At 65.4% G+C, this 23,916-nt stretch carries 24 protein-coding genes; 9 read left to right on the forward strand and 15 right to left on the reverse strand.

Features of this window, described 5'->3' with window-relative positions:
* Window positions 1-150 precede the first annotated feature (150 nt).
* Together A7U43_RS28480 and A7U43_RS28485 are read right to left on the reverse strand one after the other, a co-directional pair.
* On the reverse strand, window positions 151-963 hold the full coding sequence (locus tag A7U43_RS28480; RefSeq protein WP_156526217.1) for a HEAT repeat domain-containing protein: 813 nt from the start codon (window positions 961-963) through the stop codon (window positions 151-153).
* A gap of 24 nt (window positions 964-987) precedes the next feature.
* Window positions 988-1,479, reverse strand: coding sequence for a hypothetical protein (locus tag A7U43_RS28485; protein ID WP_068004248.1), 492 nt, complete (start codon window positions 1,477-1,479; stop codon window positions 988-990).
* A gap of 830 nt (window positions 1,480-2,309) precedes the next feature.
* Between A7U43_RS28485 and A7U43_RS28490 the strand changes: the two genes are divergently transcribed.
* The 5 genes from A7U43_RS28490 to A7U43_RS28510 are packed head-to-tail and all read left to right on the forward strand — an operon-like array spanning window position 2,310 to window position 9,666.
* Window positions 2,310-3,308, forward strand: coding sequence for an FHA domain-containing protein (locus A7U43_RS28490; RefSeq protein ID WP_257747861.1), 999 nt, complete (start codon window positions 2,310-2,312; stop codon window positions 3,306-3,308).
* 23 nt (window positions 3,309-3,331) lie between these two features.
* Window positions 3,332-4,531 carry a DUF7373 family lipoprotein gene (locus A7U43_RS28495; protein ID WP_156526219.1) on the forward strand — a complete coding sequence of 400 codons (1,200 nt, stop codon included), beginning with the start codon at window positions 3,332-3,334 and terminating at the stop codon, window positions 4,529-4,531.
* Between the two features lie 21 nt (window positions 4,532-4,552).
* Window positions 4,553-5,749: a DUF7373 family lipoprotein gene (locus A7U43_RS28500; protein WP_156526220.1), complete on the forward strand. Its 1,197-nt coding sequence runs from the start codon at window positions 4,553-4,555 to the stop codon at window positions 5,747-5,749.
* 9 nt (window positions 5,750-5,758) lie between these two features.
* Window positions 5,759-7,828 carry a serine/threonine-protein kinase gene (locus A7U43_RS30595; RefSeq protein WP_068004255.1) on the forward strand — a complete coding sequence of 690 codons (2,070 nt, stop codon included), beginning with the start codon at window positions 5,759-5,761 and terminating at the stop codon, window positions 7,826-7,828.
* A gap of 5 nt (window positions 7,829-7,833) precedes the next feature.
* A complete protein-coding gene (locus tag A7U43_RS28510) occupies window positions 7,834-9,666 on the forward strand; it encodes a hypothetical protein (protein WP_156526221.1) in 1,833 nt (610 codons plus the stop codon).
* Between the two features lies 1 nt (window position 9,667).
* Here the strand turns inward: A7U43_RS28510 and A7U43_RS28515 are convergent, their stop codons facing one another.
* From A7U43_RS28515 to A7U43_RS30495, 6 genes are all read right to left on the reverse strand, one after another.
* Complete coding sequence (locus A7U43_RS28515; protein ID WP_068004260.1) at window positions 9,668-10,297, reverse strand: hypothetical protein; 630 nt, start codon at window positions 10,295-10,297, stop codon at window positions 9,668-9,670.
* Window positions 10,298-10,499: 202 nt separating this feature from the next.
* The gene (locus tag A7U43_RS28520; RefSeq protein ID WP_068004263.1) at window positions 10,500-11,675 is read right to left on the reverse strand and encodes a sensor domain-containing protein; all 1,176 of its coding nucleotides are present in this window, start codon (window positions 11,673-11,675) and stop codon (window positions 10,500-10,502) included.
* 18 nt (window positions 11,676-11,693) lie between these two features.
* On the reverse strand, window positions 11,694-12,671 hold the full coding sequence (locus A7U43_RS28525; RefSeq protein WP_156526222.1) for a sensor domain-containing protein: 978 nt from the start codon (window positions 12,669-12,671) through the stop codon (window positions 11,694-11,696).
* On the reverse strand, window positions 12,668-13,039 hold the full coding sequence (locus A7U43_RS29930) for a hypothetical protein (protein WP_156526223.1): 372 nt from the start codon (window positions 13,037-13,039) through the stop codon (window positions 12,668-12,670). The genes A7U43_RS28525 and A7U43_RS29930 overlap by 4 nt, the downstream gene beginning before the upstream one ends.
* 99 nt (window positions 13,040-13,138) lie before the next feature.
* Entirely contained in the window at window positions 13,139-13,912 is a 774-nt protein-coding gene (locus A7U43_RS28530; RefSeq protein ID WP_068004268.1) for a sensor domain-containing protein, read from the reverse strand.
* Window positions 13,913-14,063: 151 nt separating this feature from the next.
* Entirely contained in the window at window positions 14,064-14,372 is a 309-nt protein-coding gene (locus A7U43_RS30495; RefSeq protein WP_231963901.1) for a hypothetical protein, read from the reverse strand.
* On the opposite strand from A7U43_RS30495, the gene A7U43_RS28535 reads away from it, so the two are divergent.
* Together A7U43_RS28535 and A7U43_RS28540 are read left to right on the forward strand one after the other, a co-directional pair.
* A complete protein-coding gene (locus A7U43_RS28535; protein WP_231963898.1) occupies window positions 14,301-14,879 on the forward strand; it encodes an FHA domain-containing protein in 579 nt (192 codons plus the stop codon). The two genes, A7U43_RS30495 and A7U43_RS28535, sit on opposite strands and share 72 nt — an antisense overlap.
* 41 nt (window positions 14,880-14,920) lie before the next feature.
* Window positions 14,921-15,148, forward strand: a complete 228-nt coding sequence (locus A7U43_RS28540; RefSeq protein ID WP_156526224.1) for a hypothetical protein — start codon at window positions 14,921-14,923, stop codon at window positions 15,146-15,148.
* 9 nt (window positions 15,149-15,157) lie between these two features.
* Here the strand turns inward: A7U43_RS28540 and A7U43_RS28545 are convergent, their stop codons facing one another.
* The 5 genes from A7U43_RS28545 to A7U43_RS29935 all read right to left on the reverse strand — a co-directional run bounded on the left by A7U43_RS28545 (window position 15,158) and on the right by A7U43_RS29935 (window position 18,651).
* Window positions 15,158-15,577 carry a DUF1877 family protein gene (locus A7U43_RS28545; protein WP_068004274.1) on the reverse strand — a complete coding sequence of 140 codons (420 nt, stop codon included), beginning with the start codon at window positions 15,575-15,577 and terminating at the stop codon, window positions 15,158-15,160.
* Window positions 15,578-15,690: 113 nt separating this feature from the next.
* Window positions 15,691-16,185 carry a DUF2510 domain-containing protein gene (locus tag A7U43_RS29495; protein WP_082902511.1) on the reverse strand — a complete coding sequence of 165 codons (495 nt, stop codon included), beginning with the start codon at window positions 16,183-16,185 and terminating at the stop codon, window positions 15,691-15,693.
* A 116-nt stretch (window positions 16,186-16,301) separates the two neighbouring features.
* Entirely contained in the window at window positions 16,302-16,667 is a 366-nt protein-coding gene (locus A7U43_RS28555) for a DUF4189 domain-containing protein (RefSeq protein WP_068004278.1), read from the reverse strand.
* Between the two features lie 77 nt (window positions 16,668-16,744).
* Window positions 16,745-17,416 (reverse strand): LppX_LprAFG lipoprotein, encoded by a 672-nt coding sequence (locus A7U43_RS28560; protein ID WP_197500120.1) that lies wholly within the window; start codon window positions 17,414-17,416, stop codon window positions 16,745-16,747.
* Window positions 17,417-17,733: 317 nt separating this feature from the next.
* Window positions 17,734-18,651 (reverse strand): hypothetical protein, encoded by a 918-nt coding sequence (locus A7U43_RS29935; protein ID WP_156526225.1) that lies wholly within the window; start codon window positions 18,649-18,651, stop codon window positions 17,734-17,736.
* 159 nt (window positions 18,652-18,810) lie between these two features.
* Between A7U43_RS29935 and A7U43_RS29940 the strand changes: the two genes are divergently transcribed.
* Together A7U43_RS29940 and A7U43_RS28570 are read left to right on the forward strand one after the other, a co-directional pair.
* Window positions 18,811-19,230, forward strand: coding sequence for a hypothetical protein (locus tag A7U43_RS29940; protein WP_156526226.1), 420 nt, complete (start codon window positions 18,811-18,813; stop codon window positions 19,228-19,230).
* A gap of 125 nt (window positions 19,231-19,355) precedes the next feature.
* A complete protein-coding gene (locus A7U43_RS28570; protein ID WP_068004288.1) occupies window positions 19,356-19,766 on the forward strand; it encodes a hypothetical protein in 411 nt (136 codons plus the stop codon).
* 83 nt (window positions 19,767-19,849) lie between these two features.
* On the opposite strand, the gene A7U43_RS28575 is transcribed toward A7U43_RS28570, so the two are convergent.
* Window positions 19,850-23,152 (reverse strand): ATP-binding cassette domain-containing protein, encoded by a 3,303-nt coding sequence (locus A7U43_RS28575; RefSeq protein WP_231963822.1) that lies wholly within the window; start codon window positions 23,150-23,152, stop codon window positions 19,850-19,852.
* A 460-nt stretch (window positions 23,153-23,612) separates the two neighbouring features.
* Window positions 23,613-23,765 carry a hypothetical protein gene (locus A7U43_RS30500; protein ID WP_231963824.1) on the reverse strand — a complete coding sequence of 51 codons (153 nt, stop codon included), beginning with the start codon at window positions 23,763-23,765 and terminating at the stop codon, window positions 23,613-23,615.
* Between the last annotated feature and the right edge of the window lie 151 nt (window positions 23,766-23,916).

Genomic DNA, 23,916 nt, shown 5'->3' on the forward strand with positions numbered 1-23,916 from the left:
GCACGGGGCTACGTCTCTACCCCGCGCGCGGCCAGGTTTCGCCTGAGAACTCGGACGATCTGACCGAACTGGGCCATGACGTTGCTCGACGCCGCGACGCGGCCGGGTACGTGACCGACCGTTCGTCTTCATCCCCGGCCAGATTGGCGGCTACCGGGGTAACACCTCCATGGCCCGGCGGGCGTACTTGCGGACAAAGGCATTCGGCGAATCGAGATAGGGTTCGACGCGTTCGCGAACACCGATGGCGCGCATGCTGATGAGCGCCTTGAGGGAGAAGTAGGTCCATTCGGTGTCGAGATAGCTCAACGCGATATCGCGCGCGTCATCAGTTTTCACCTTGCCCATGTACTCGATCAAGGCCCCTCTAGACACGCCGGGGGGCAGCTGATCGATGAGAGCCGAGATGCGTTCGAAATCATGTCGTGTGGCGATTTTGGCAATTGCATAGCCGGCGGCGTTGCCGGCTATGCCTGGTAAAGGCGGGTCGTACAGCATCTGTGCAATCAGCAGGTCGAAGACCCGTTGGTTTCCTCGCACTGATGTCCGGTTGAGCTGCTTGATGAGGTTGGCCCGAATCGCCTGGCGGTGATGGGTCTCTGGGCCAGGGATTCGGTCGTCGAGGTGGGCGAGCCAATCGGCAAGCACGTCAATGACCCCGGTAGTGACCGGTGACCCGTGCAGATCCTGAACGGTGTAGCAGCGAACCCCGACAGCGGCGAGGTCCTCCATGAGCCGTCGATCGAAACCGTCGTGACCATGGTGGTACCGGGCCGGGATCCGCTGCATCCAGTCGCTGCCGAGCGGCGTTCGATGAGTAACCTTCGGGTCCGGCGTCGTACGTTGCGCTGCTGTCGGCCGCAGTTGGCGTTCGCGATTGTCACTGCTCGCTTCGATCGCCTTGATCGCGGTGCGCAGCTGCTCGATCCGTCGCGCGTTATTCGGCGGATGGGAGTCACTCACGGACACGACGCACGGTGGCGGTGGTTATTGACCCGACATGCGTTTGATGGCGCGGTGAACCTGAACGCCGACATAGGCCAGGGCTGCGCCGACCAGCACGGTCAGGACGAGCACGATCAGCAGGGTGACTGCGGTGCCCGCCAATCTCAGGCCGGCCAAGTCGATGAGCGTCGCGACAGTGAGCAACGCGCTGAGAGCGGCGATGGCGGCGCCGCCGCCGCCGATGCCGTAGGCGATGAACTGGTGTGCCTTCTTGGTGCCGATAGCGAAGTACAGGTACGCCAACCCCGCCCAGATGCCAAGTGTGATGACGATGCCGACCAGGCCGGGCAGCATGCCCATGATGAGCACCAGCAGGACGCCGATACCAAAGGTGATGTAGACGAACGGGTCCGCTGATTGTTGGCGGATGCTCTGAAACCACGGCTGTTGGATGAGCTCGCCGCGTACTCCGCGATACATCAGGCGGGTGAGGAACGAATTGCCCTTGGCCAGCAGCGCATTAGCGGCATCCATTGGGTTTTGTCCAGCAGCTGGACTGGGTCCCGGTGGCGGGTAGGGCCCCGGGTAAGGCTGCCCCGGAGGCGGGTACGGCGGAACGCCGGGTTGGGAAGGCCCGGGAGGCGGCGGGTACTGAGCTCCAGGCGGCGGTGGCGGGGGGTGCCCGTGGTTGGACGGGCGCGGGTACCCCGGGTTGGCCGGCGGGGGAGTGTGTGGCGCCCCGTGTCCCCCGAACTGTGATGGGTTGGCACCGGTCGGCGGCGGAGCACTGGGGCCTGTGTTGGTCCCGGACGGTGGTGGCGGGGGTGCGTACTGGCCCGGAGCACTCAGGGGCCGCTGCGCCGGGTGGGGCGGCGGTGGTGGGGGAGGCGGGGGCGCTTGCCGCGCTGGGTTTGGGGTCGGTGCGACCTGCATTGTTCGGTCGTCATCGGCGGAATTGGGCGCGTCCGACGGTGCCCGGGTCGGTTCCGAAGAGGTTGTTGGTGCGGTCTTCGGGACCACCTGCGTTGTGTCGAGATCAAACCCCGATGGTGCCGAGCCGGTGACCTTCCGGGTGACTTCGCCGTCGTCATCCATGCTGCGTTCCCTCCGTCAGATGATGTGCATTGCCTACGCTAGTGCCGGTCCGGGGCGCTCTACGCGGCAGTTTTGCCGGGTAGGCGTCACCTATGAAATGAAGCGCTTCACCTTCGCAAGTGTCTCGCACCAGTAATCGTAGCAATGCTACGATTGTCGGTGTGAGTGCAGCACCCCACACCCCCGACGGTTCGGCTTCCGAATCCGCGCCGACGTTGACCATTCGCGTCGGCCAAGACAGCCACCGGGTGGAAGCTGCAGATTCCCCCGTGGTCATCGGTCGAGTCGAGCCAGGATCGCCGGGACCGAAGATCGCCATCTCTGATGGCCGGGTATCTCGCGAGCACCTAGTCGTTTACGCCCGGTCGGGGGCCTGGTTCGGCGTCCCGAAAGGTCGAAATGGCGTGTTTGTCGACGGCCGCCAGCTCACCGACGAGTTCGAGATCCCGGAAGACGGACTCACCACCGTCCTGGGGCACCCGCACGTAGGTATCCAAGTGCATTTCAGCAGCCTGGATCCGAGTCTGGTCTACGTCGGCGCCCAGGTCGCCGCGCGACGCAGCGAGCTGGACATCTCCCAGCGCACTTTGGCGGCTAACCAGATCATCAACGCAGGCACCCTGATCGCGTTCGAGAAGGGGCGCAGCTGGCCGCGAGCCAAAACCCGCGAGAAGCTTGAGGAAGCGCTGGGCTGGCCGCCCGGCCGGATCGAAAGCCTGCGCCGCCAGCATGCCGGGGAACTGCAGCGCGGCGCACAGACCACGGCGGTTGCAGCCGCGCCGCCGGCCGACGACGGGGAACGCACGGTCATGCTCGGCGCGGGGGAGACCACCGCCGTGGAATCTCGCTACATGGCCGAGACCATCGCCGTGGCCCTGTCCAACATCAGATCGCAGGTTGCTGCCCTCCCCGCGGTCACGGATCCGGGGTTCCAGTCCGCCGCGGCGGGATTGCTTGCCGATCTGGGGCGCCTGGAGTCAGCCGCATCGAATGCGTCCCGAGGTGCAGCCGGCGCGCAAGACATCTTCCGAGAGTTGAGCGCGGTGCGTCGGGCGCGCCGGGACCTCATGCTGCATGCAGCAGCATCGCCTCATGCGACGATCGGGCAGCGCGTGTTCGCTGCACGGCATCGCGCAGAACTGACGGTGGAGGAGGCCGCAGCCATGGTGGGGATCAGCCCGCATGATGTCACGGCCGCCGAGTCGGGCACTGCGGTGCCTGACACACAGGCCGGCGTGTTAAACCGGCTGCTGGCGGCACTGCAGTGATCTCGGCGCTGCGCTCGGCGTACGTGCCTGCGCTGGTGGTTATCGCGGTGTGCCTGGCGGGGTGCAGCAACGCCGTCGATGGCACCGCCCAACAGGCTGCGGGGCCTGCGCCGGACACGGTCGACGTTGCGTTGCTGGACCCCGGCAATTATTCGACCGAACCGCTGGACCCCATGGGGGCGGCGGAAGTTCCGGCCGCCGGGGCGTTGCTGGAGGCGGTCCGTATGGCCGACTTCGTGGTCGGGCCGTGGGACGTTGATCCCGCACTGGTCGAAGCCAACCCGTTTGGGATGTCGCCGGGGGCGATGCCTCTCAAAGGTGATCCCTCGGTATTGCAAGCCATCACGGTGTCCGAAGTGGCCGAGGCCGCGGGCCAACACAACTATGTCAACGGCTTTGCGACCTCGCGTCAGGTGAAGGGCCAGAAGGTGTTGTTCAACGTGGTGCTGCGGATGGCTGATCCGCAGTCGGCGACCGCTGCCGCAGCGGCGATGGCACAAGCAGCGCAGGACAATCCGGTAGAGCTCACACCTCCGGTGACACTCACCCGTATCGCGATCCCCGGGCACCCGCAGGCCAATGCGTTGACGCACTCCTATCCCGAGTACGGCACCGAGGCCACCTGGCATGCGGTCAACGCGTTCACCGCGCACGGCCCGTATGTGCTGATGCAGCGCGCGCAGTCCACCGAAAGTTCCGACGCCGCAGCAGCTTTGGTGTCGAGGACCCTTGACCTACAAGGCCCTCGTATCGACGAGTTCGTCGCCACAGATCCGGCGCAGTTCCCGACTTTGCCGCGCGATGCCAGCGGTCTGCTGGCCAAGGCGCTACCGGTCGTGAGCACCGATATCAACGTCAACAACAACGCCACCTTCGGCGCGCACGCAGCGTTGCATTACCAAAGCGATCCTGTCCACACCGGTGCGAAGTTTTCCGACGCCGGGGTCGATGTGGTCGTGCACGCCGCGGACTGGGTGTACCAGACCCGCGACGAGGCCGCTGCCCAGCAACTGGTGGCAGCGTCGATTGAGCTGCTGAAGGCCACCGGATCAGCCGCTGACCCGGTGCCCAACATGCCGGGCAGTCATTGCATCAAGGTTGCCGATCAAGGTTTCTCGTGCACTTCGGCCGCCGAGCGGTACGTGTTTGACGTGTTCAGCGCGCAGCTGCCCGATGCACATCAGCAAATGGCGGCGCAGTACATCATGTTGACGGCGGAATAGAACGCATCCAGGGGGAGAGAAATGGCATCAACAGGTCTTCGTGTCAGCGCGGTGGTGGCTGCAGTGGCGTTCCTGGCTGGTTGCCAGGGCCAGGAGGAGCCCGCCGCGGCACCGGAAACGACCACGACGTCGGCGGCCGCGGCCTCCGGTGTCGACGTCGCACAGCTGGAGCCGGGAAACTACCCCACCCAGCCGCAGGCCAAACCGGCGCCCTCGGCTCAAGCGGCGGTGGTGGTCGAGGCACAACGGATGGCCGAGTTCGTGGTGGGGCCCTGGGAGGTCGATCCCTCGCTGGTTGCGCAGTCACCGTTTGGCACGTTGGTCATCAAAAACGCCGAGGACGTCGATAAGGTCGCGGTCGCGCCGACGTCAGAGGTCGCCGCCGCGCGCAAGTTCATTAACGGTTTCGGCACCAGCCGCAACAACGATGCCGACTCGCTGACCTCCCTGCAGAACATGGTGCTGCGGTTCCCGACGCAGGCCGACGCCGAAGCTGCGGCGTACGAAATACACACTCAGCTCACTGCATTCGGTAATGCGACGGCGATGCAGGCTCTTCCTATTCCAGGACACGAGGGCACCTTCGCCTCACGCACCACACTGGAAGATGACCGGATCGCCATCACCAGCTTCACCGCGCACGGCCCGTACCTGCTCTACCAGGAAGCCCGCTCACCGGAATCGGCTGAGGCCGGCGTCGCGCTGGTGGCCAGAACGCTTGACCTACAGAAGGGGCGCATCGACGGATTCACACCCGTGAGCCCCGATGAGTTCGCCACCATGGACCTCGACCCCACCAATCTGATGGTCAGGACCTTGCCCGCCGACGGAGCGGTGGTGACGCGCGGTGTGTACGGCCCGTACGGCATTCTGCACTTCCAGGGTAGTCCCATCCGCGCCAGTGAGTTCTACACCGACGCTGGTGTGGATGCCGCTGCGGTCAGCAAGACCTGGGTGTACCAGACCCGCGATGAGGCGGCGGCCAAGCAGCTCGCCGACAATATCGCGGCCTTGGTCACCGATGCCCAACCCGGCCCGTCAGTTCCGGGCATGCCCGAAGCTAAGTGCTTCGTCAATGAGGTCACCGCCCCGGTCGCCGGCCGCAACTATCGGTGCGTAGGAACAGCGGGGCGCTGGACGATCACCTCGGGATCGCAGCAGGATTTTGACGCCACACAACAACTCGCGGCTCAGTATCTGCTGCTTGTCGGAACCTAAAGGGCAACAATGGCTTTAGAAACCGGTGATAACGTCGGTGGCTACACCATCGAATCCGTTCTGGGTTCTGGCGGCATGGGCACGGTGTATCGCGCCGCCAACCCCAGTCTGCCGCGCAGCGACGCGCTGAAGATTCTCAGCGCCGAGTTCTCCCGCGACGACCAGTTCCGCGCCCGATTCCAACGCGAAGCTGATGTCGCGGCCACCCTGGATCACCCCAACATCGTCGCGGTCTACGCGCGAGGGGAAACCGAACAGGGCCAGTTGTGGATTGCCATGCAGTACGTGCCTGGCACCGACGCCGACCGCGAGCTGCGCGCCGGCACGATGACCGCGCCGCGCGCGGCGCATATTGTCACCGAGGTCGCCAAAGCCCTGGACTTCGCGCACCGCCGCGGCATCCTGCACCGCGACATCAAACCGGCGAACTTTCTCATCTCGCCGGCCGAGCACGCCTCCGATGAGGAGCGGGTGTTTCTCGCCGATTTCGGTATCGCGCGGGCACTCGACGACGCCGGGCACCTGACCACCGACGGCACGGTGATGGCCTCAGTGGCCTATGCCGCACCCGAAGCATTGACTGGCATTGACGTCGATCACCGCTCCGATATCTACTCCCTCGGTTGCAGCCTGTTTCGGATGCTCACCAACAAGGCGCCGTTCGCGGGTCTTCCCGGCGGGCTAGCGGCCATGGCTGCGGCGCACATGACCTCGCCGCCGCCGAGGGTCACCGACCTGGTGCCCGGCCTGCCGCGCGCGCTCGATGATGTGATCGCCAAAGCCATGGCCAAGGATCCGGCCACCCGCTACCAGAGCGCGCGCGAGTTGGCGGCCGCGGCCACCGCGGCGATCGCCGATGCAACGACGGCGATCCCGCGCTCCACGATCACCCAGGAGTGGTCGACCAGCCCACCGCCGGCGCAGCACCGCCCGCCGGTGCCGGGGCATAGCACCCCGCCACGGCCACCCAGTACCCAGAGTGGGCCGGCACCGTACCCCAGTGGATACTTCAGCGGTTCCCACGCCCAGACTCAGCCACGCCAGACCGGCGCGCCGCCGGGGCCTCCTCCACCGTCTGCGGCGCGGTCGTTCGCCGACCTTGATGTCGCGCCGAAGAAGGCCACGCCCAAACGCCGGCTCCTGATCGCAACCGGCATTGTCGCCGTCATAGCGGTCGTCGCCATCGTCGCCGGCGTTCTGATCACCGGTGGACCGGGCGGAGGAACCGGTGATCCCCGCATGGTCGAGCATGCCCGGGGCACCGCTGAAGTCATCGCCAACCCCCGAGCGGTCGCAGCCGTTGGGCCCGGCGACGCCGATGCGGTCCTCGCACTCGGCCTGCAGCCGGTGGCGGTGTTGTCTCCGGGTGGGCCTCTGCCGGGATACCTGCGCGACGAGCTCACCGGCGACCCGGCGGTGATGCAGTTTGTCGACACCAACGCCGTGGCGGCCGCCAAACCGGATGTCATTGTCGCCACCGGGGACCTCGACGACGCCACCTATCAGAAGTTGGAGGAGATCGCGCCGACCGTGACTCGCCCCAAAGATGATGAGCAGGTCTGGAACTGGCAGACCCAGCTGCAGTGGGTGGGCGAGATCGTCGGCCGTGAAGGGCAAGCCACCCAGCTGATCAGCACCATCGCAGCCCAGCAGACCGACCTGAGAAATCAGAACGCCAAGGTTGTCGGCAAGACCGTCTCGGTCGTCAACGTCACCGATAGCGGGGTCTCCGAGACGCTGGCACCGTCGAATGCCGCAGACTTTCTGACCTCGCTGGGATTGAGCTACAGCAACAAGCTGCAACGCCAAAGCACCGACCTGACTGTCACCAGGCCGGTAACCGACATGGTCAAGCTCTATCTCATCGACACCGACATCATGGTGGTGGTGCGTACCGACACCACCGCCGGCGGCGGCGGCGCGGCCGGTCTACCCCGGGAGTTGTCGGCCTATCGCGGCGCGATGGTAATTGTCGATGACCCCGATGTCATCGCTGCGCTCGCCGAACCCGGCGGCGCCCTGGCGACCCAGTTCCTGGATGCGACGTTTGTACCCGAACTCGCGAGTCGTGTTCCCTGACCTGTTTGAGTGTCGATCCGCTGACGGTGCACACCATGGCTAAGCCGCCGCGAAGCCGTCGGACGCCGATGAACATATCCGCGCAACCTGACTGGGCTGCGTTGGTCGCCCAGCGCGACTGCACCGCGGTCCGTGAGCTGATCGAGGGTCTCGACGAGGTAGGGCACCTGCGGGTTCCGTACGCGCGCCTACCTAAACGCGTGCACACTGCGTTCGCGGCTGAGCACACCACCTGGGCCGAGATAGGTGAGCGCAGCATCGCCGAGTTGATGACCTGTCGGATGGCCGGTGATGCCACGATGGTCGCGCTGCTGGAAGCGGGGGTGGCTGCGGTCGCGGATTCGCGCGCCGCGGCTGGCTTGACCCGCATAGGCGCGCCTGCGGCCATCGCAGCGCTGCTAGGTGAGCTGTCCGACCTGGACCGCGGGATGCTGGCCGGACGGGTGTGGCCGGATCAGCCGCCGACGAAAGAAGCCGTGTCCGCCGAATTAGGGGTCTATCCCGGCTATCTCAGTCGCTACGTGCCCAGAGCCCGAGCGCGTTTCGCCGAGCTGCTCGCCGCTCCCACGCACGCCGAAGTGTCCGAGCATGCCGCAACGTTGCGCGAGAGCGTAGGCTCCTACGCCCCCGATGCCGTGGTCGCCGCCGAACTTGCCGCTCTCGGGCTTGACCCCGGCGGGACGGAGGCGCAGGTGATCTTGCATGTCGCTGGCCCCTATGCCCGCCGCGGGGATTGGTGGGAAACCGTCGAGCCTGGTGGAAAGCAGGCGGCCGCTGACGCTCTTGCTGCAGCATTCGCCTCCAGTCCAGCGCCCACCGTTGTCGAATTGCGCGGCGCCCTGGAAGGTTCAGGAATGCGGGCCGAAGCCATTACCGCCTATCTGCACTCGCAGGCATCTGTGCGGCGGTTCGGGTCTGTGTATGTCCGTTGGGGAGAACTTACTTCGATCAACGTTGAAGCGGTCTTGCATGCCCACCACGCCCCGATGCGCGCCGACGCTATCCACGCCGCGCTGCAGCCCGGTGCGCCGACGCTCGGCTCGGTCGGGACCGCATTATCGGACCACCGCCAGTTCCAACGCATCACCAGAACCACTTGGGGGCTGCGGGATTGGGGGATGCCGGAATACCGCGGGATCGTTGACGAGATCGGCGCTGCGATTGATGCCGCGGGCGGGAAGATTCATCTCGATGACCTCAAACGGGATCTGGTGCAACGTTTCCCCGACATCTCGGCACGGTCTGTCCATAGCTATGCGCACTCGCTGGCTTTCTTCACCAGGGACAAAGTTGTACGGCGTCGCACTCCATCAGATCCGATGCGCCGCAGCGGTCCTCTTAATTCGGTGCGAGGGGCATTCCGCAACGGCCCTAAGCAGATCCGATTGGCGGTCGCTGTGAACGCCGAGGTGACCCGGGGTTCGGGTCAAACCACGATTCCTGCGTTCGCCGCCGCCCTGGGAATCGGGCCAGGACAGGAGCGCATCTTCAGCGGCCCTCTTGGCAGTGTCAAGCTGTATTATCGGGTAGCCACGACCAATGGCGTGGGGCTGGGGTCTCTGCGCCGTCTCGCACATGCACGTGAGGCTGACATTGGAGACACGCTTGTCCTGGTGTTCGGGCTGGACAACAATTCTCTCGACGCGGTCCGGATCCCGGCAGAGACATCGCCGTCGGACAGCTTGCCCGCGTTGTTGGGTCGAAAGCCCCGCGATCCCGTTGCGGCCTTGGGCAAAAGTCTGCAGTGCCGGCCAGATGAGGTTGAGGGCGTGCTGCGGGGTCGCGGTGAGCTTCGACTGGCCGATTATGTGAGCCAAGCCCGCGGGGAGCAACCTTAGGTCAGGATGTGGAGACCGAAATGACGCGGAACTCCGCTGATTCCAGTTCATCGACGATATTCTCGTCGACTACGTCGAACACAACTTCGGTGGACGTTTGGCCGGCGTCGAGGTGTTCGACTGAGATGTAGTCGGTCTCGATTCGATCGCCGTCGCTGTTGACCGCCTCGATCTCGACGCGGAACGTCTCGCGCTCGTCTCCCTTGTTGTAGAAGGTGACTTCCAGGCTGGTGTCGACATAGGAGCCGTTGTTCTCGACAGTGAACTCTCCGATGGTCACGTCGAGCTGATCGGCCAGGATCTGCTCGGTCTTCCCGCCTGTGAGGTTGTCGATCGAGTCGTCTACTCCTGACGTGGCCCATTTGAGCAGTAGGAAAGGCGCGATGAACATCGCAGCGAAAGCGAGTGCGGCCAGGCCGAGCACCAGCCCGACGATCGTGCCGGTGCGCATTCCCTTCTTCGGCGCGGCAGGGTATGCCGGCGGCCAGTTCTGCGGCTGCTGGCTGTAGCTGTAGGGGTAGCCAGCCGAGTACGCGCCGACGGGCGGCGGCGGGGTGACGCCGTATCCGTTGGGTGTCTGTGGTTCAGGCTGTCCACCGGTGGGTCCGGGGTAGGGAAACTGGTCGGTCATGAGGATGCCCTTTCGAGGTATGGCAGTCAGGCGCGAGAAGGCCCGCTAGACGGCCGTTTCCGGGTATGCGAGGTCGAGAGTTGCCGAAGGGTTGGTTCGGCGGGCGAGGACAGCCTGTGGGCTGTTGTCGCCGGTCCGGCTAATCCGGACCAGTGACGTTAGTGCTCTGGCGTTCTTTCGACGCCTGACGCGGTAGGGGTGCTCAGCGTTCGCCGGTGATCTTTTGGCCGATGTTGCGGGCCAACGACCACCCGGCACTTCCCACGCTGGGCTTGCACACCCGAACGTCGACGATCACGTTCTTGCGCGGTGTCATGGCGTGCTCGCACTGGCGTCCGGCGCTGCCCCCCGGCGGGAAGATGAACACCTTGGCCGTGCCGTCGGCTTCGGCGGCAACGTTGAGCGTCCCCTCGGCGTTGCTGCCGCCGACACTGACCGTGACGTCGGCGTATTTGCAGTCTTTCCAGGCGTTGAGCTGGCGGTCGTAGAAGGCCTTGGCATCGGATTCGGACGGGAACGAGATGATCGACTGCAGCACCTTGTTCTCTTCGGCGGCATCGGAGAGCACCTGCCCGGCGAAGCCGGTGAATCCGGAACCGTTGTAGACGGTGTCCACGCCCGGCATCACTGCGCCGGTGCAGTTCGCCGGATCTACGGTCGTATCGCCGAACGGCTCGGTGAACGTCTGGCGGGGGATCATGGTGGTGTTGTCGGCGATCTGGCTGACCTCCTCGACCGAGGCCAAAAGCCCGGACAGCTCGGCTGGATTGATCAGCCCTGCGTCGGCAGACGGCTCGGAGGACGGTGAGGGCTGCGCCGAGGTCGCCTCCGCGTCCGTCGTCGGCTGATCCGACCCGGACTCCGACTCCGAACCCGATTCGGAGTCCGACCCGGCGTCCTGCTCCGGCGTGGATTCCGATGTGTCTGTTGCGCTTGCAGTTTCGGTGCTGTCAGAACCTTGGCCTCGCATGTAGAGGAAGGCTCCGGCGGCCAGGGCGATGACGACCACGATCGCGGCGCCGATGAGCGGCCAGCGTGGCCCCTTGCTCGCGGGCGCCGGTGTCGGTGCGGGGGAGACCGGATACCCGGGCGGGTACTGCCCCGGCGGCACAGGTGGCACCCACCCACCACCGGCAGTCTGTGCCGGCCAGCTCAGGGTGGAGCCGGTCTGCGGCGGAGACATCGGCGGCGGGGACATCGGCGGTTGCGCAGCGGGGGGAGGCGGCGGACCGGCCGGCGGTTGCGGGGGAGTGGGATAGGGCATGCGGGGTACCACGCTGGTGGCGCCGCCGTCGTCATCGGCAGGGCCGCCAGTCGGGAAGCGTGAGGGCCAATCGGTGGTCTGCTCGGCGTCGCGCTCGTCGTCGTATCTGCTCATAGAAATTCAGCCTTACCTTCAGGAGTTGGGAATACGGTCGGCGATCGCGGAGATCAGTTGCGGGGCTTGGGACGTGCCGCCGGGCTCACAGATCTGTACGTCGATGACGATGTTGCTGCGCGAGGACAAGCCTCGCTGACAACCCAGGCCCGAGTGTTCGATGGACATCGTGGAAACGGTGAGTACCCCTGCGTTGAGTTCAGGCGTCAGGATCGTCCGAGACCACGATGAAGTCCCGTTGGACAGCAACCTGACCGGATCGTATTTGCATTTCTGCCAGCGCCCGGCCTCGGTGGTGACGAAGGCGCGCGCGGACTGCTCGTCGGGAAACTCGACGACCGCCTCGGTGACACCGATTTCGTAGATGTCGCCCCAAGTGTCGTGGTACTCGTGCAGGCGTATCGCTTTGAACGGCGCTCCTCTGTAAGCGTCCGGCATCGCGGGGTTGATGACGCCTCCACATTCGGGGCGATCAGTGCTGGCCGCGGTGTAGAGCACTGTCTCGTTGGCGACCTGGACCAGGTCATCGAACACCAGGAGGTCGGCCAGTGTGGTTCCGCTTAGCAGCAGATTCGGCAGTTCCTCGGTAGGCACCAAGGCCTCGTCGCCCTGCGGGGACCCCACGGCGGTGGTGTCCGGCGTCTCGGTGTCCTCGCTGTTCGTGTCTCCGCCACCGACGGGTTCGCGCTCGGCGTCGGGGCTGTCTGCGCCTGAGGTGTCGTCGCGTTCGGCCGAGGCGGCCGTCGAGGACTGCGATGCGGGCGCGTCTTGGCTCATGGTGAGGCCGGCCCAGCCGGCGCCCCCGATGACGGCAACGGCAGCAATCCCCGCTGCAGCCCATCGCATGCCGTGTCGTTTCGCCGGCGCGGTCGGCGCGGCCGCCGGTGTGGTCCAGTTCGGGACGGGTCCCGCGGCGTGAGCCGGCCACGGGCTGGGCGGCGGCGGGGTGGGCGGGGTGTAGGGGCGGGTGTACTCGCCGTCGCTGTTGTGGGTCATCGACGCCACCTGGCAGCAGGGCCCAGCTGCGCGGCGAGACGGGCAGTGAAGGCGTTGGCGCTGGTCAAGGTTCCCCCCGGTATGACCTCGTTGACGCTGTCGTGGCGTGTAGTCATTGCATCATTGCGTGTCCGGACGCGGTGAGCAGGGGTGCTCGCAAGATTGCTGGCCGCCCAGGTGGCGTTTCCGGGCGTCGCGTGAGTAGCACCCGCGGCGTTCGGACCTGGCCGGGTGCCGCAATAGGGCGGGGTGCGCGCGTCCTTGGCCTCGTCATCGTTCCAGAAAACAGCCTTGTGGATGAGTACGGCTGCCGCGACGATGACGGGCGCGCTGATCACGATGACGATCTTGAACAGGATCTCGGTCATCGGGTGAACTCCTGAAGGGGTGTGGTGGGCGGGGCAGGGTGCGGCCCCTCGCGGGCTCAAGGCTCACCGCGAGGGGCGCGCGGGCACGGTGATCTTCTGTCACACCGGGGAGGTATCGGCCTTGGCGCCGATCGCTTTGACCGCCGCCAGTCCTTGGCCGGTGGCGTCGCCGTGGGTGCAGGCCAGGACGTCGACGAGGATGGCGCGGTGAGCACCGATCGCGCGTTCACAGGTGATGCCGCTGCCGTCGAGTGCGGTCTGGCTCAGGGTCACGATGCTGCGTTCTTTATTGATCATCGGCTTGCCGAGCTTCCACTGGAAAGAGTCCTCGGAGCTCTGGGACTGCTGGGTGAGCGTCAGGCCGCCGCAGTCAGCCCAGTTGTCGGCAATGGCTTTCATCTGAGCGAGCGCGTCGGGCTTGCTGGGCAGCTCGACGACCGCTTCGACCAGGCCCTGCTCGCTGTTGCCGCCGTCGGTGAGGACCTTGACCGCCACTTCGACGGGCTCGGCGGTCACATAAGCGATCGCCTGGGCGGGCTTGGCCGCCGGCACACAGATCGAGGGCTGGATCGAGCCGCTGGTGTTGCCGAGTCGGTAGGCCGTGCGCTGCTCGGTCAACCTGTCGGACCCCAGCACGTTGGCGGCCTCACGGCCACTGAGCAGAAGCTCGGCCAACCCGGCCGAACCATCGGTGAACGCCGGCAGCGGAGCGGCCGGGGCCGCAGCGGCGGTACCGGCCGCGGCGGTCACCGCGAGCCCCGCCAGCACCGAGGCGGTGGCCAGTCGCACCACGGGGCCGCGGGCACCGGTGCGTGTATGGCGCACGACCTTGCTGCGGCCGCGGATCGTGTTCTGGGTGGCAGTGGCGTTCATGGGAGGCTCCTTCGATTCAAACCGTTGCGATGCTACGACTATAACCGTAGCGACGCTACGGCACAAGTCGAAGTATCGAAGCAAGCTCAACCCCGGTCCATACCTATGCCGACGGGCCCCTCGCGTTTCCAAGCGGCCGTAGATTTGCTGTTCAATAGGTTTTTTGGCTGGCAGGCGGTACCAAGGGCCCGGCCGCGGCCCGCATCAGATCAAAGGCGCCGATTGAAGGCATGAGGACCGCCGCGCTACACTTATAGTTGTTGATAGTCGTTTCGATGCTGCATTTCACATCGAAGGCTTGAGGCAGGAAGAGGAATCTGTGGACATGCCTTTCCCGCCGGCGACGCGGCCCTTCGACCTGCAGGTGACCGTCGGCGGCGTCACCGTTGTGCGGCGAGCCGCCGAGGGCGAGTTCATCCTGGGTCGGGAAGCCCCCGCCGGCCATGTCCGCGTCGATCACCCCGCGGTCTCGCGGTTACATGTACGGCTCCTGCCCGGAGCGCGCTGGCAACTCGTGGACTTCGAAAGCCGAAACGGCGTCTACGTCGACGGTCATCGCATCCTCAATGACATCGTGATCGACGATGGGATGACGATTCACCTGGGAGCTCCCCATGGAGTGCCGGTCACCTTCCACTACCGACCGGCCAACCCCGAGGCCCGCGCCACAGACGAAGCCACCGAACGCATTACGCCGGTTGCTCGACGCCACCTGTTGGTGAAGGTCACAAGCCGGGCCCTCTGCGACGTCGCGCAGCAGTTCACGACGCTGCCTGCGCACGCTCCCCACACCGGCGTACAAGCCCCGCAGCTGGAACGCACCCTCGCCGACATACGGACCCGACTGGCCGCGGCGAAAGATGTACTGCCCGACCCTGAGGGCGTGTTGGGCATTCTGGACGACCTGGCCAAACTTCACCAGCAGCGACTGCGCCCGCCAGAGCGCACCGCAGCGGCATCGCTCTGACGCAGCTACAGGTGCGCCAGCGGGGCCGTATTCTTGGACGGGTGGGTCATCGTCGTGGGCAGACCAATCTGCGACTCGCCGCGAGCCGGGCCGCCGACGATCACAAGCCGGTGTTCACCATTGCCGACGTCGCGCGTGAATGCGGGTTGCCGCAGCCCGTGATCGTTCAGCTGGTTCCGCGAACGTGGACAGCGCAGGGTTGGATGTACTCCGCAAGTCAGATCCGCGCCGCGTGCGCGATCGCCGCCGAGGTGAAAGCGGCCCGATAGCTACACCCGTCAGTTGTGGCTCATGATCGCGCCCACTCCGTCATGGACGGCCTGAACAAGGAAGGCCGACAGCGTGTCGTAGTTGGCGAGCACATAGTCGCGGTTACCGTCCCCGAGCTTGGCAGCCAGCACCTCCCGCGATACAGGGGCTAACGCACCTGTCATCGACCGCAGGACATCTGGATACAGGGCGAAGTAAACCCCGCCCCCAGCGTCGACTATCGGCTGACCGGGCATCCGCTGAGGCGCAATCGACACCACCACCAAGGACGCGTCGAGCACCGCCTGGATCGCCTCGACAGACTTATCCAGATAGGCCGAAGGCGGCCGCGGTGTGCGCCACAAAAAGTCCTGTATCGCAGCGGGTTCGGAAACGAAGCCATCTAACTGTTCAGCGGTCGCTTGGACCAAGCTGGTAACAACCCCCATGAGGTCCAGTGTATTCCGACGTGAACCACAGACCTCGCACCAAAAACCTGCTATCGCAAGCGATCTCAGCAAAGGGGCGGGAGCGGACATGAATGGCCGCTTCCGCAGCCAGATCAGCTGCCTGTCAACTCATCGCGGACGGCTTGCACGCAGCCACGCCGCATGTCCTTCGCGCGGCGCGAATTGCTATCTGCGATACCGACCTCGGTCGTGACGTGCATCCGGCATGCGTCTTCAGCGGAACCGCCCAGGGTGCGCACCGTACCCACTGCATCGTCAAGACCAATCTGGTAACCCTGTTGGTAATCCGCGTTCTTTTCGCCACCGCCGGTGAACATTCCGGCAACGAAGAATCCGACGATCGGGACAACCAGCACCAGCGCAATGATCGCGGCCACCCTTTTGACGCCAAATCCAGAAGTCACCGCACCCTTTGGTGGCACCGGACCGTAACCGCCCATTGTCGTGTGAAAACTCGGAGCGCCCTGGTAAGGGGCGGCCGCGGCAGGCCTGTAGTGCTCGGTCCAGCGCTGACCGTCCCACCACCGCAGCGCCCCAGACGACATGGGGTCTTGATACCAGCCAGCCGGAAAACCGCTCTGCGTCATCGCACCACCCTCTCACTTCTAGTTCGACCGCCAGCAGGTCAACCATCGCGGCGGCGACGAGAGTGCCCCCGGCCAGAGGGGCCGCCGGGGGCACTCTTGTCATCGGATGAAACGACCTAGTTGCAGGCCCAGGACTCCACCCAGCTGCCGGGCAGCCGGCTCTTGGCGTCATTGATCGCCGCGAACAGCGAGGATCCGGAGCCGCCCTGCAGTGTGTCGCCATCGAAGGCGACCGCGCCGCACTCGCTGAACGTGACCAGCACCTTGCAGGTGCTGTATCCGCAGTAGTCCAAGGCGGCGTCCTCGGCGTCGGCGCGAGAGGGGTAGCTCCAGACCGAAGCGCCTGCTCCGTTGGTGGCGTAGGCGATGGCGCCGTAGTACCGGGCAGCGCCGGCCTGGGGGCCGACGACCGTGGCCAGCGCCGAGGCGGCGACAACGCCGGCGGCGACCACCGCCACCCGGCGCGAACTGATCGATGTCATAGCGTGAAATCCTTTCGTGGGCACCGTTTATGGGCCAAAGACGTGATGGGTGATGGGTTGCTCGGCTACGAAATTGTTCAGATCGGCTTGGAGACGTTGACCTGTTTGCCGAAGTCCGACAGCGTCATCGTGATCTTGGTGTCCGGCACGGGGGTGATCTCGGCTCGCACGAGGTAGTGCGGATCATCGTCGGCGATCCAGACCGTCATCGGAACCGTCTGTTCCTTTTCGGGTGCCTTCTTGGCACCGGCGAGTTCGGCGACGGCATTGGTCGAGGCCGTTCCGGTGATCTTCGTCGTGGCGGTCCCGTCAATGTCTTCGGTGCCCTCGACCTTGGGGTCCTGCAGCTTGGCCAGGGCGTTGGCCAGACCCTGCTGGGGGTCGAGCAGCACCGACAGGTTGTAGATCGAGCTGCCTTCGCCGTAGTCGATCCACTGGCCGGGCTCGGCGATATCGGAGTACAGCTTGCCGTCGGCGAAAATCAGCTTGGCCTCTTGGGTCTGCTGACCAACCTGCACGGTCGCCGTGCCTTCCGCAGCAACCGCGGGCTTGGACGCCACATCGGCCTCAAGCTTTGTGACCTTCAGGTTCGGGATCTTGCCCTCGGCGGTCACGACGAAATGCGCACCGGTCAGACCTTGCATGGCTTCCGAGGACTGCTGGACCAGCGCGGCGGCGTCCACCGAGGATTCACTCGAAGTGGGTTCACTGCTGCAGCCGGCCAGGGCGACGACCGCCGCGGCCGTCACTGCCAGCACTGTACCGAATCGGAGCTTCATACAACTATCTCGCTTTCTGTCAGCACCCGGCTCGTCCGCGGCGCCCCCAACATCGCTGCCTGGCAACGACTCCCTATTAACCTAACCGCTGCGCAGTGCAGCTGAACGCACTAGTTTTCAACGTGTCTAATGGTCGTCAGAACGCCCCACCGGGTGCTTGTCACCGCTGGTGAGCAGCGAATCGGCGAACGGGCCGGCACCCGGTAGTAGGTGAAACCAGCCATCAGGCTCCGGTTCGACAGCAACAGTCCATAGCTATGAATGCGCACCGGCACGGTCATCGGCGATCAGAACATTTCAGCGACCGCCAGTGCGACATCCAAGACGAGCTCATTACTGCCCGCTGATCCGACAACGCTGACCAGCGGTACAACCCGACCGCGCGCGCCGTCGACAGGCTCTCCGACCACCACGTCATACACTCCGCGCTTGTCGTCGCCGACAACGCGATGTCCGTCGATGGTGAGCTGACTGAAGGAGACGTCGAGCATCGCCGGGTCCTTGTAGGAGAACGACACATCGACGACCGATTCATCATCGACGGTGAACATGCAGCTGTTGACAGTCACGTCGGCAGGCGAGATATCCACTTTGCGGGTTGCGCGCAGCCGCTCGGCCGGTTCACACGGATCTGCACCCGACAACACCGTGGAGGGAAGTCCGCTCGTACCGATCTTTGGCCGCTGCTTGTAGGCACTCATCGCGGTGTTCATCAATGACTGCGCGATCGCGCATCCGTCGACATCAGGATCCGCCGACACGCGCACGGTCAGGCGCGCGTTGTCGGGGTAGCTGGCGGCGAACTCACACGACGACGCCACCATGTCCTCCCGCGGCGGCGCATCGGGCTGCTCATCACTGGAGGTAATGCTGACGTCCACTCCGTCAATCACCGCATGCCGAACCCAACTGGGCTCCTCGCCGACTGGCTGTGCCGGGCCGATGTTCAAAGCGATCGTCGCATCAATAGGACGATCTGAATCATCAACCGTAGCCTCACAATTGAGCGGTGACCCGAATCCCAGAACCGTGAGCGACCGTCCGTCGACAGTCTGCGTGGCGCCGTAGAGCGCACACACATCAATTGCACGCAACCCGGCGATCACCGCAAGGCGATCGGTCGTTTCCGCAGGATTTGGGACCGGATCCGAGGAGCACGCCGACAACGCTGCAGCTGCTGCGAGGATCGTTGCGATTCGGTTCACGAATCGACCCTAAGCGCCGCTTGGGGCAGCTCATGACACTAGTTTGGCGAGGTCCGGTCTCCCGACCGGCGGCTGGCGACGAGAAAATGCTGCGATCTCACCACCCGTGCCCGGTTTATCCTCAGATCTGGTCATCACGCCGGACCGGGAGGAGCGTCAGTGATCATCACCGATTTGGCGATGTCTTTTGCCGATGAATCGAACCCTGGACGGGCTATCGGGTTCGTCCTTGGTCGGCTGCTCATCGTGGGCGTCATCCTGTTCTTCATCGTGCGTTGGTTGATCAGGCTGGCCAGAAAGCCGAAGGCCCAGCCGCCCAGCCTCCAATACGGTCAGACCCGGTGGCCTCCCGTACATCCGCAGATGCCCCACCCGCCGTACACGGCTCAGCCGTATCGGGCGCCGCCGACCTGGCAGCCACAAGCCGGCCCCGCGCCGCAGTGGGGTCCACCCACCGCGAACCAGCGGACCGGTGCCGCGCTGCCGAGCCAGTGGCCGCCGCCAGCACCGTCTGCTCAGCACTACGGCCAGCGGTGGCCGTCGGCGAGCCCGCCGCCACCGGGCACATACCGCAGCTAGGACTTCGCACTTCAGGTAGGCGTCAGCCCGGAAGGAAGTTTCATCGAATGCGGATAACCGCCACCAGCGCTGTCACGACCTGTCGGGACCCTCACGCGCACGCGTGCACGTTGCGTTGGATTGTCATGGGTTTGCTGTTGTTCGGAGTCTTGCCGGGGTGCGCGGCCAACGGATACCCGCTCGACCCTGCCCATCTCAGCGCGTCAGTATCTGCAGAAGATGCCGCGGCGTTCGGTAATGTCGCGCTGCCGGCTGGCGCCCACGTCGTCGACGTCCGCAGCGACTCCGGCCGCGATATCCGCTATCAGCTCACGCTCATCATGACCACGACTCAGCTGGCCGAACTGCTGCAGCAGTTCCCAGGGGCAGCCGCCGAGCACCCTGCACCTGAGACTCTGCCGCCGACCGTCGCTGTACCAGTGTTCTTTCAGGACCAGATCACCACAGAAGGTGGCGTGCACGTCAATCGCGAAGTCATGGTTAGTGACGTGGCAGCTGACGAGGTCTATGTTCACTTGTCCCTCTACACAACGTGAACCCGTTGCCGGCCAACGTTCGCCGCTGTTCTTCATTTGGGCGGCATTGGACTAGCGGTGTCTGTCGCCGCGCCCCCGATCTCCTACTCGATTTGATCGGTGATCTTGGTCAACAGGTCAAGAGCAGGGTGATCCTCGCCGGTTGGAGCACAAGCTTCCACCTCGGCGACGACATTGCTATCGGTGGCCAGCGCGTGTTGGCAAGACCGGCCCGACTCGGTATAGGTGACGACCAAGGCGCCATCGACGGATTCTGGTTCAGCCACCGTGATTTGCCGTGCGGGTTGCCCGGGCATCGTCAAGGTCACCGTAGAGCCGGCGCAGTTGCGCCACTCGTTGATCTGGCGGTCCTGGACGCCAGCGGCCGCGTCGGCATCGGGGTACGCGGTTACCCATTGAGACACCCCGGCGTTTGAGTCGCTACCGGCGCTCAACTGCTGGCCGGCGACGGCGGTAAAGCCGGGCGGGTACGCACCGGCCGCACCTGCGGATACCGCACTGGCGCACGCCGGCGGAGCGGCAGTCGCGCTGTGATGGGCGGTCTCGGTCGTGGGATCGGCATCGGCCAGCTCCGGCATCGACGCACCCACGGTGGCCGGATCTAGGAGGAGCCCTGGCAGATCGGCGTCTGTGATCTTCTCCTGCTCGGGCGCCGCACCTTGAGCCGGGGTGTCGGCCAGCGGGCCGACAGCGGCTGGGCGGGTGGTCCCGCCACGGGTCAGGTAGGACAACCCTGCGACGAATCCGGCTACGAGCACCAGGGCGATGACGATTACAGCGGCCCTGGAACCGCCTCCGGTAGTGCCGTCTGGGCCATCCTGGGTAGGTAGACGCAGGCGTCGATAGACCAGAACTGCAACGACGACACCGAGCAGGAGCAGCACACCCATGTCGAGCAGCCACCAGCGCGTGGCGTGGTGCCACAACGGGTCATCGACGGTCATCAGGGGTGCCACCTTGAGCAGGTCGATGGTCGAAGCCGACGCTGCAAACCCCCACCGGGCGGGCAGAAACCAGGAGGCCTGCTCCAAGCCGATGCGGGCGGTGACGGGAATCAGGCCGCCTGAGAACACGATTGAGAGCATGATGACGACGACAAGGACGGGCAGGATCTGCTCGCTTGATCGCGCCAGCGAGGACCACAGCAGGCCGAAGACGGCGGAGACGATCGCTGTGAGCGCCAGCGCGGCGTAGAGCTCGACGACCGGATTGCCCAGCGCGACCGCGCCTTGGGTCGGTCCGCCTTTTCCGTACACGACAATCGCGGTCACGACAGCGGTCTGCAGCGCGGCGAAGCTGGCATAGACAACGATCTTGGCGGCCAGATATGCACCAGCGGAGAGCCCGACGGATTGTTCGCGGCGGAAAATGACGCGCTCGCCGACCAGATCGCGGATGGTCAGCGCGGTGCCCATGAACACCGCCGCAATGTTGGCCAGGATCAACAATTGGGTGGGTTCGTTGGGGGCGCCACCGTTGGTACTGGCTTCGCCGAGGCCGACATCACCGGGAACCACGAGGGCGAGCGCGCCCAGGATGAACGGCAGCAGCACCAGGAACAGGGTGTAACCGCGATCGGCGAGGACGAGGCGGATCTGGCGGCGCGCGAGGGTCAGCATTTGTCGGCTGGTGCTCGTCCGGGCGGGTTGGCCCACTGGGCCGGCGGGGGCCGGCGCTCGCGCGGGCTGAGCTGCTTGTGGGTTGCGCGCCATGAAGACCGCGTGCGCGTCATCGGGTCGCGACGACACCCAGGCGAAGATGTCGGCCCAGTCGGTGGTGCCCATCGCGGCGCCGATGTCCTTCGGCGCACCGGCGTAGGCGGTCTTTCCGCCAGGCGCGAGCAGGAGCACCTGATCGCACATGTTCAGGTAGGTCAGTGAGTGGGTGACGACGATGACTGTGCGGCCGGCATCGGCCAGGCGGCGCAGCATCGACATGACTTGGCGATCGAGGGCGGGGTCCAGGCCCGAGGTGGGTTCGTCGAGGATGAGCAACGACGGCCCGGTGAGCAGCTCCAGCGCCACAGACGCGCGTTTACGCTGGCCTCCAGAGAGTTTGTCGACCCGTTTGGAGCGGTGTTCGGTCAGTTCGAGCTCGCTGAGTACCCGGTCGACGACGGCCCGGCGGTCGGATTTGCTGGTGTCGGGCGGTAGTCGTAGTTGTGCTGCGTAGGACAACGCCTGATCGACCGTCAGTTGACGGTGCACGACGTCGTCCTGGGGAACCATCCCGATCCGCGAACGCATCGTGGCGTATTCGGCGTGCACATCATGGCCGTCGAAGCTGACGTGTCCTGCCGTCGGCGCCGTGGTGCCGCCGAGCAGCTTGATGAGGGTGGATTTGCCGGCGCCGGACGGCCCGATCACAGCGGTGAGCGTGCCGGGCCGAGCGGTGAAGGAGACGTTGGTCAGCAGGTGGTGGCCGTCGATGGTCAACCCGAGCTGATGGGCTTGGACTCCGCCCGCTGCCTGCACGTCGACGCGTGGGGTGACGGTTGTACCGCCTGTGAAGAGCAGGTCGGTGTTGCCGATGGTGATGATGTCACCGGGGCGCAGTGTCACCGCCGTGACGCGGACACCATTGACGAAGGTGCCGTTGCCGCTGGCGTTATCGAATAGTTGGGTCCCAGTAGGCGCAGCAATGAGGTAGGCGTGTGTCCGTGACGCGAGCGAATCATCCACGCGCACACTCGATGTGGAGAGCCGTCCGATGGTTACGGCACCTGCTGGCGGTGTCGATGGTTTCTGCGGTAGGACCTTTTTGACCACGCCTGTCATGCGGGCGAGGACGTCGGATTCTGATTCGTTGACTGGCGGTGCAGGCGTCCGTCGCGGAGGCGCAGGCGTGAGGCTAACCGATTGATGCACAGGTTGATGCACAGGCTGGGAGACCGGACGTTGCGGTGGCGGGGCAGCGAAGGCCCCGGTCGGTCGTGGGGGAGGAGCAGGCGGTCCAGGCCGCGGCGCCGGCGGGTGCGGCACGGGACGGGACGCCTGTGCCGGCCGTTGGGGTGGCATCGGGCGGCCCGTAGGCGGCTGCAGTGGTCCCGAGCGCGTCGAGGGCACGTTGTTGGCACCAGAACTGGGACTGCGACGCTCCGTCGGCCGAAGGGGGCCAGTTGAAGGCGGGGCGATGTCGGCGACGCGGATCTGCGCGGTCGTGATGCGAAACGTCAGCGCTGGTCCGTCGGGTGCGCCGAGGTGGATTCGTGTGTCGTCGTCGATAGCGGCGTTGCTCACGCGTGCACGATCCAGGTAGATCCCGTTTCGACTCCTGTCGTGCGCGACCCACTGGCCGCCCTCGGCGCGCAGGATCATATGAACGCGTGAGATGGCCTGCTTCGCTGCAGTTTCCACCCGGATGTCGGCATCGTCGCTGCGTCCCACGGTGACGTCCCTGCCACCTGCGAAGGTATACATCGCCTCCCCGAGCCAGACCACCAGCGGAGGGACCGCCGACGGTGTCACTGTTTGCTCGCCGTCGATCGACGCTCACTCATGACCGAGGCTGCTGCTCTCAACATCACGGCAAACACCGTAACCCGATAGTGAGTGTCACCAGTGCACCTCATTTGACGAGTGGGTCGCTTATCCGTACGTCACCGGACCGGCATCAACCCGCTGGTATTACCCCTCTAGTCCCGCACTCGCCGCCGCCATCGAGGTGCCTGGGGGCACGGTGTGGTGCTGGGTACGATCCGCCGGAATGCTGCACATTCGACCGTCGGGCAGCTCCACCAAATGGCGACCCAAACCGGACACCGAACATTCGGCACTGGTGCTCGACCTGCTGGCCGCGGCGGACAACGCCTCGATTGGGGACAAGGAAAATGCTGTTCACAAGCAGTCACCACGGGCGCTCGGGAGTGATCGCGGTGGGCTCCACCCATAGCTGCAGCGTCACGTGAGCAGCACCGTTGGTGCTGGTCGCAGGGACGGACACCCACGCGATCCACCCACCGTCGGCGCGCCGTAGCCAGGCCTGAAGTGTGCCCTCCATCCATGGCTCCATGCGCAGGCCCGACCCGCGAACGAACAACGGCAGCTCGTCCTGCCGGCGCGAACACGCACCCAGGCCGGGAAAGACCCGCATCATGTCAACCCACACTCGTCGACGGACTCTGAACAGGGTCCGGTACGGCCCCAACTGT

Origin of the sequence: Mycobacterium adipatum (genome assembly GCF_001644575.1) — a bacterium.
GTDB classification, from domain to species: Bacteria; Actinomycetota; Actinomycetes; order Mycobacteriales; family Mycobacteriaceae; genus Mycobacterium; species Mycobacterium adipatum.

Bases quoted from the DNA above. Each gene is read 5' to 3' on its own strand.
- A7U43_RS28485 (WP_068004248.1), bottom strand. From the start codon at position 1,479: ATGGATGCCGCTAATGCGCTGCTGGCCAAGGGCAATTCGTTCCTCACC.
- A7U43_RS28500 (WP_156526220.1), top strand. From the start codon at position 4,553: ATGGCATCAACAGGTCTTCGTGTCAGCGCGGTGGTGGCTGCAGTGGCG.
- A7U43_RS30595 (WP_068004255.1), top strand. From the start codon at position 5,759: ATGGCTTTAGAAACCGGTGATAACGTCGGTGGCTACACCATCGAATCC.
- A7U43_RS28515 (WP_068004260.1), bottom strand. From the start codon at position 10,297: ATGACCGACCAGTTTCCCTACCCCGGACCCACCGGTGGACAGCCTGAA.
- A7U43_RS28520 (WP_068004263.1), bottom strand. From the start codon at position 11,675: ATGAGCAGATACGACGACGAGCGCGACGCCGAGCAGACCACCGATTGG.
- A7U43_RS28525 (WP_156526222.1), bottom strand. From the start codon at position 12,671: ATGACCCACAACAGCGACGGCGAGTACACCCGCCCCTACACCCCGCCC.
- A7U43_RS29930 (WP_156526223.1), bottom strand. From the start codon at position 13,039: ATGACCGAGATCCTGTTCAAGATCGTCATCGTGATCAGCGCGCCCGTC.
- A7U43_RS28530 (WP_068004268.1), bottom strand. From the start codon at position 13,912: ATGAACGCCACTGCCACCCAGAACACGATCCGCGGCCGCAGCAAGGTC.
- A7U43_RS28545 (WP_068004274.1), bottom strand. From the start codon at position 15,577: ATGGGGGTTGTTACCAGCTTGGTCCAAGCGACCGCTGAACAGTTAGAT.
- A7U43_RS29495 (WP_082902511.1), bottom strand. From the start codon at position 16,185: ATGACGCAGAGCGGTTTTCCGGCTGGCTGGTATCAAGACCCCATGTCG.
- A7U43_RS28555 (WP_068004278.1), bottom strand. From the start codon at position 16,667: ATGACATCGATCAGTTCGCGCCGGGTGGCGGTGGTCGCCGCCGGCGTT.
- A7U43_RS28570 (WP_068004288.1), top strand. From the start codon at position 19,356: ATGGGTTTGCTGTTGTTCGGAGTCTTGCCGGGGTGCGCGGCCAACGGA.
- A7U43_RS30500 (WP_231963824.1), bottom strand. From the start codon at position 23,765: ATGGAGGGCACACTTCAGGCCTGGCTACGGCGCGCCGACGGTGGGTGG.